This is a genomic window from Sandarakinorhabdus sp. (genome assembly GCF_031422795.1).
Classification (GTDB): domain Bacteria; phylum Pseudomonadota; class Alphaproteobacteria; order Sphingomonadales; family Sphingomonadaceae; genus Sandarakinorhabdus.
On sequence record NZ_JANPML010000384.1, the window covers coordinates 1 to 5494 of the forward strand.

Annotated in this window: 7 protein-coding genes; all 7 read right to left on the bottom strand. The window is 63.1% G+C overall.

Going from position 1 to position 5494, the window contains the following annotated elements:
• A partial coding sequence (gene nuoB, locus RMO81_RS13530) for an NADH-quinone oxidoreductase subunit NuoB (protein ID WP_310476419.1) occupies positions 1-317 on the bottom strand: 317 nt, incomplete at its 3' end.
• Positions 314-691, bottom strand: coding sequence for an NADH-quinone oxidoreductase subunit A (gene ndhC / locus RMO81_RS13535; RefSeq protein ID WP_310476420.1), 378 nt, complete (start codon positions 689-691; stop codon positions 314-316). The genes ndhC and nuoB, both read right to left, overlap by 4 nt.
• Before the next feature lie 121 nt (positions 692-812).
• Positions 813-1610, bottom strand: a complete 798-nt coding sequence (locus RMO81_RS13540) for an inositol monophosphatase family protein (protein WP_310476421.1) — start codon at positions 1608-1610, stop codon at positions 813-815.
• A gap of 160 nt (positions 1611-1770) precedes the next feature.
• The gene (locus tag RMO81_RS13545; RefSeq protein ID WP_310476422.1) at positions 1771-2613 is read right to left on the bottom strand and encodes a DUF5694 domain-containing protein; all 843 of its coding nucleotides are present in this window, start codon (positions 2611-2613) and stop codon (positions 1771-1773) included.
• A 67-nt stretch (positions 2614-2680) separates the two neighbouring features.
• On the bottom strand, positions 2681-3373 hold the full coding sequence (thiE, locus tag RMO81_RS13550; protein ID WP_310476423.1) for a thiamine phosphate synthase: 693 nt from the start codon (positions 3371-3373) through the stop codon (positions 2681-2683).
• 2 nt (positions 3374-3375) lie between these two features.
• A complete protein-coding gene (locus RMO81_RS13555; protein ID WP_310476424.1) occupies positions 3376-4290 on the bottom strand; it encodes a class I fructose-bisphosphate aldolase in 915 nt (304 codons plus the stop codon).
• A gap of 14 nt (positions 4291-4304) precedes the next feature.
• Positions 4305-5494 (bottom strand): phosphoglycerate kinase (locus tag RMO81_RS13560; RefSeq protein WP_310476425.1); only part of this gene is annotated, 1190 nt, incomplete at its 5' end.

Below are 5494 nucleotides of genomic sequence, written 5' to 3' on the forward strand. Positions count from 1 at the left end.
CGGCGCAGCGCCGGGGCCATCTTGTTGCACAGCGTGCCGGCCACGATCATCACGTCGCTCTGGCGCGGTGAGGCGCGCGGCGCGATGCCAAACCGTTCCATGTCGTACCGCGGCATGTTGGTGTGCATCATTTCGACCGCGCAGCAGGCCAGGCCAAAGGTCATCCACCACAGGCTGCCAGTGCGGGCCCAATGAAACAGGTCTTCGGTCGAGGTGACCAGAAAGCCCTTGTCCGCCACCTCCTGGCTCACATCGCCCAGAAACAAGTCGCGGTTGGTTTCCGGCAGCGCGATTGCGCCGTTTTGAGGCACGATCACTCCCACTCCAACGCTCCCACTTTCCAGGCATAAACCAGGCCGATGCCCAGTTCGCCGAGGAATTCCATCATCGCCCACCATGCCGCTTCGCCGCCCCAGTGCAGGCTGACCGCCCACGGGAACAGGAAGGCCGCTTCCAGATCGAACACGATGAACAGGATGGCGACGAGGTAGAATTGCACATCGAATTTGGCGCGCGCATCGGAGAAGGCGGGGAAGCCGCTTTCATACTCCGACAATTTCACCGCTTCGGGTTTGGACGTACCGATCAGCGCCGACACGGCAATGGGCGCACTGACGAAAATCAGGGCGAAGGCGATGCCCACTGCAAAGAACAGCAGGACCGGCAGATATTCAGAGGCAATGGCCGACATGGCCTGGGGGTTTCCAACAGCTGTTGCGATGCACCATGATTAGCCGCCAAGCCCTTCAGGGGCAACCTCTGACACGCAAAAATTGCGCCATTTTGTCGAGGCTGCGGCACTGCAACAAGGCTCAACGCAGCGCGCCAGCCACCAGCTTGTGCAGTTTGGACTGGATAGCGCCGTTGCCGGCCACCATTTCGCGGCGGCCAACCATGCCATCCTGCCCACGGAAATCGCTGACAAAGCCGCCGGCTTCCTTGATCAGCAGGATGCCGGCCGCAATGTCCCAATAGGACAGGCCGGTTTCCCAGAAGCCATCAAATCGCCCCGCCGCCACCCAGGCCATATCAAGGCTGGCGGCACCGAAACGGCGCACGCCTGCGACTTCTGGCATCACCGCGTTCAGGATCGTCGCAAATTGGCCGCGATCGCCGTGCCCCATATAGGGAATGCCCGTCGCGATCAGGCAGTCGTTCAGATCGCGGCGGCCCGACACGCGCAGACGGCGATCCGAAAGCCAGGCGCCGCGGCCCTTTTCCGCCCAATAGCTTTCGCCGGTCAGCGGCTGGTGGATCAGGCCCGCCGTCACCTCGCCATCGATTTCAGCGGCGATGGAGATGGCGAAATGCGGGATGCCGTGCAGAAAATTCGACGTGCCATCCAGCGGATCGACGATCCAGCGGCAACGCTCATCCTCACCCTTGATCTCGCCGCCTTCTTCCAGCAGCAGGCCCCAATCCGGCCGCGCATGGCGCAGCACTTCCACCACGCTGGCTTCGGCGGAACGATCGGCGTTGGAGACGAAATCGGCCGGCCCCTTACGGGAAACCTGCAGCGCATCCACTTCCCCGAAATCGCGGCGCAGCTTGGGCGACGCCTTGCGCGCGGCCTTTTCCATGACGGTGATCAGCGATGAATGGGCGACCATGGGGCAAGTCCTTGCGGCCAGCGTGAGGCGCGGGCCGTGCGGTGGGGATGGGAATGCGAAAGAGCAGCAAATAAGCGGGCTGGGCCATAGCGGAAGCGAAACGCCGGGGCAAGTTTCCCCGTCATGCTGGCCTGCGCCAGCATGACAATCGATCTTAATTTCAGCGCGCCTGCTTCAGATACGGCAGCACATCCACATTGCGATACCCCGGCGTCAGCTGCGCGAAATGCCTCAGCCAGAACCCATGCCCGCCGCCATACACCACCAGCACGCGCGCAGGCTCCTTGGCCCCCGGCTTTGCCAGATGCATCAGCTTGCTGAAAATCTTGGCATTTCGCAGATACCACATGGCGTTCAGGTCAGCGCCGGTCTGGGTGTCAGCGTCGCCAATTGGCAACATGCCGTAGTAGCTGTCCATATCATTCCCGATTTCGGCCGGGTCGTTATTGATCATGAGCATTTGCGCGATGCTCAAGGTCTTCTGACTTGCCTCGAGCTTTTTCAGCCACGCAGCGACCGGCGTGTTCAGTGCGACCAGATCGGCTGACTGACCGAACTTTGCAGCAGTGGCCTGCACCTTGTCGTAGGGATAATAATCCGGCTCATCACCGGCCGGCTGTTCATCGATGCCCTGCACATCGGCCAGCCCGGCCAGTTTCGCCACGCGATAGCCGATCTGCACGATTTCATTGGCGTCGGTGGCCAGCATCTTCGCATCGAAACGGCGATACTCGCCAATGGCCAGGCCGGGTTCCTTGCTCTGCATTTCCACCATTACATGCGTCGGCCGGAATTTCACCAGCGCCTGCGCCACCCGCTCCAGTTCTTTCTGGCGCTGTGGGGTCAGCACGGATTCGGCCTGCATGTTGTTGGTATCAAGGCCGGGATTGCCAAAGTGATAGCTGCCCAGCACCATCACCTGCACCGGCGGAGAGGTCTCTTGTGCCATCGCTGCCTGCGCCAAACCAAAACCAACCAGTCCTGCCAACAACATGATGCGCATGGTTTTTCCTCTGTGTGGTTCGAATAATACAGTGAATGTTGGCGGTGGGCTCGTCAAGCCTGACGATTTACCAGCCCAGCACGTCGCCGAAGGCTTTCACCCCGGCACCAGAACCGCCTTCGTGATCCCATACCGCGCGCACCACGGCGATGAAATCCGCGCCGGCGTCGACCAGCGGCGCTGCGTTATGCGGGAAGATGCCGCCAATGGCGACGCACGGCACCTGGCTCAGCGTCGTCCACCAGCCCAAGATGTCGGGGGTTGGGCGATAATGGCTGGGCTTGGTAGTGGTGTCGTAAAACGCGCCGAACGCCACATAATCCGCGCCCGCCTCGCCGGCCTCCATCGCGAGATGCCGGCTGTCGTGGCAGGTGCGGCCAATCTGCGCCTCGCGGCCCAGTAGCGCGCGAGCCTCGACGATGCTGCCATCGCCCTGCCCCAGATGCACACCATCGGCGCCCGCCAGTTTGGCCAGATCAGCGCGGTCGTTCAGGATGAAGGCCACATCGGCGGCCTGGCACACCGGCAGCAGCGCTGCACAGGCGCGCAGCACCTCATCATCGCTCACATCCTTCAGCCGCAGCTGAAACGCCGCCACCGGGCCGGCATCCAGCGCCGCCTTCAAGCTGTCGGCGAAGGCCGGAATTTCGATGCGCGGCGGCGAGACGATGTAAAGCTGGCACGGCGGCCGCTCATCCTGATCGAAGCGGCCAGCAAAATCCGCCGGCAGGGGAACCAGTTCGTCTTCGGTCGCGCTCAAGATCAAACCTTGCCCAGATAAATGTCGACGATCTTGTCCAGCATCGCCAGCGCTTCGGCGCGCGGGCGCTGGAAGGTGTTGCGGCCGATGATGCTGCCGTTGCCGCCGCCGTCGCGGATGGCCACCGCATCGTCAAACACCGCATCGGTGCCCTTGGTGGCGCCGCCCGAGAACACCACCAGGCGGCGGCCGTTCAGGCAGGATTTCACCACATGCGCCACGCGCTTGTCCTGGCCGGACCAGTCGCTTCCTTTGTAGGCCTTCTGCGCGTCCTTCTGCTCGATATGCGCGCTCGGCAGCTTCACCTTGATGATGTGCGCGCCGAGCAGCGCCGCCATGTGGGCCGCGTAGGCACCAACGTCGAGCGCCAGTTCGCCATCCTTGCTCAGATTGCCGCCGCGCGGGTAGCTCCACAGCACGGTGGCGAGGCCAACCGATTTGGCTTCAGCAGCCAGTTCGCGGAATTCTTCCATCATGTCGAACACGTCGTCGGCGCCCGGATAGATGGTGAAACCGATGGCAGCGCAGCCCAGTCGCAGCGCATCGTCCACACCGCCCGTTACAGCCTGATTGACGCCAGTGGCCCAGCTGTTGCTGCTGTTCAGTTTCAGGATGGTCGGAATCTGGCCAGCAAACGTGTCGGCGCCGGCTTCCAGCATGCCCAGCGGCGCGGCATAGGCCGAAAGGCCGGCATCGATGGCGAGCTGGTAGTGATAATGCGGATCATAGGCTTCGGGGTTGGGCGCAAAGCTGCGCGCCGGGCCATGTTCAAATCCCTGATCGACCGGCAGGATCACCATCTTGCCGGTGCCACCCAGACGGCCCTGCAGCAGCATACGGGCAATATTGCTCTTGGTGCCGGGATTGTCGCTCTCGTAGTTACCGAGAATGGCCTTGACGGTGGGCGTGATCGACATAGCTGTTCCTCTGTTCAAGACTGTTGAAGCGCAACCACGCCGGGCAGGGCCTTGCCTTCCATCCATTCCAGGAAGGCGCCGCCAGCGGTGGAAATGAAACTGAAATCCTGGGTCACGCCGGCATGGGCCAGCGCCGCGACCGTGTCACCGCCGCCTGCCACAGTGAGCAAGCTGCCGCCTTGCGTGAGCGCCGCAGCCGTGCGGGCCAGCGCCACGGTGGCAGCATCGAAGGGCGGAATTTCGAACGCACCCAGCGGCCCGTTCCACAAGGCCGTGGCGCAGGTTTTCAGCGCATCGGCCAGCGCCTCGACAGCGGCCGGGCCGATATCCAGCACCATTTCATCGGGCTGGATATCGTGGATATTGGCAATGCGGTTTGGCGCATGGGCCTTGAATTCTTTTGCCACCACCACATCGTACGGCAGATGGATGGTGCAGCCAGCGGCCTCTGCCCGCGCCATGATGTCGAGCGCGGTGGCTTGCAGATCATGTTCGCACAGCGATTTGCCGACATCGATGCCGCGTGCCGCCAAAAACGTGTTGGCCATGCCGCCGCCGATCATCAGATGATCGACCTTTTCCACCAGATGGATGAGCACGTCGATCTTGCTCGATACTTTCGCGCCGCCAACGATTGCCGCCACCGGGCGTTTCGGGCTGCCCAGCGCGGCTTCCAGCGCCTTCAGTTCGGCTGCCATCGTGCGCCCGGCAAAGGCCGGCAACACATGCGCCAGGCCTTCGGTGCTGGCATGGGCGCGGTGCGCGGCGGAAAAGGCATCGTTGACGTAATAATCGCCCGCTGCCGCCAGTTCGGCCACAAACGCCGGATCATTGGCTTCCTCGCCGGCATGGAAGCGGGTGTTTTCCAGCAAGGCAATCCCGCCGGCCGGCAGCGCCCCGACAGCCGCCGCCACGCCGGCGCCAACGCAATCATCCACAAAGGCCACCGGCCGACCCAGAACCGCGCCAAGCGGCGCTGCAATCGGCTTCAGGCTGTTGCTGGCATCGCGCCCCTTGGGCCGGCCAAAGTGCGACAGCACCAGCACCTTGGCCCCGGCATCGGCCAGCGCCGCGATGGTCGCCACTGCGGCCCGCAGGCGGGTGTCGTCACTTACCTGCCCATCCGCCATCGGCACATTCAGATCAGCGCGAACCAGCACTGTCTTGCCAGCCAGGGCCGGCATGTCGTCGATGGAGCGGAAAC

What these genes read in the sequence shown, in the direction of transcription:
- ndhC (WP_310476420.1), bottom strand. Translation starts at nt 691, where the DNA reads ATGTCGGCCATTGCCTCTGAATATCTGCCGGTCCTGCTGTTCTTTGCA.
- RMO81_RS13540 (WP_310476421.1), bottom strand. Translation starts at nt 1,610, where the DNA reads ATGGTCGCCCATTCATCGCTGATCACCGTCATGGAAAAGGCCGCGCGC.
- RMO81_RS13545 (WP_310476422.1), bottom strand. Translation starts at nt 2,613, where the DNA reads ATGCGCATCATGTTGTTGGCAGGACTGGTTGGTTTTGGTTTGGCGCAG.
- RMO81_RS13555 (WP_310476424.1), bottom strand. Translation starts at nt 4,290, where the DNA reads ATGTCGATCACGCCCACCGTCAAGGCCATTCTCGGTAACTACGAGAGC.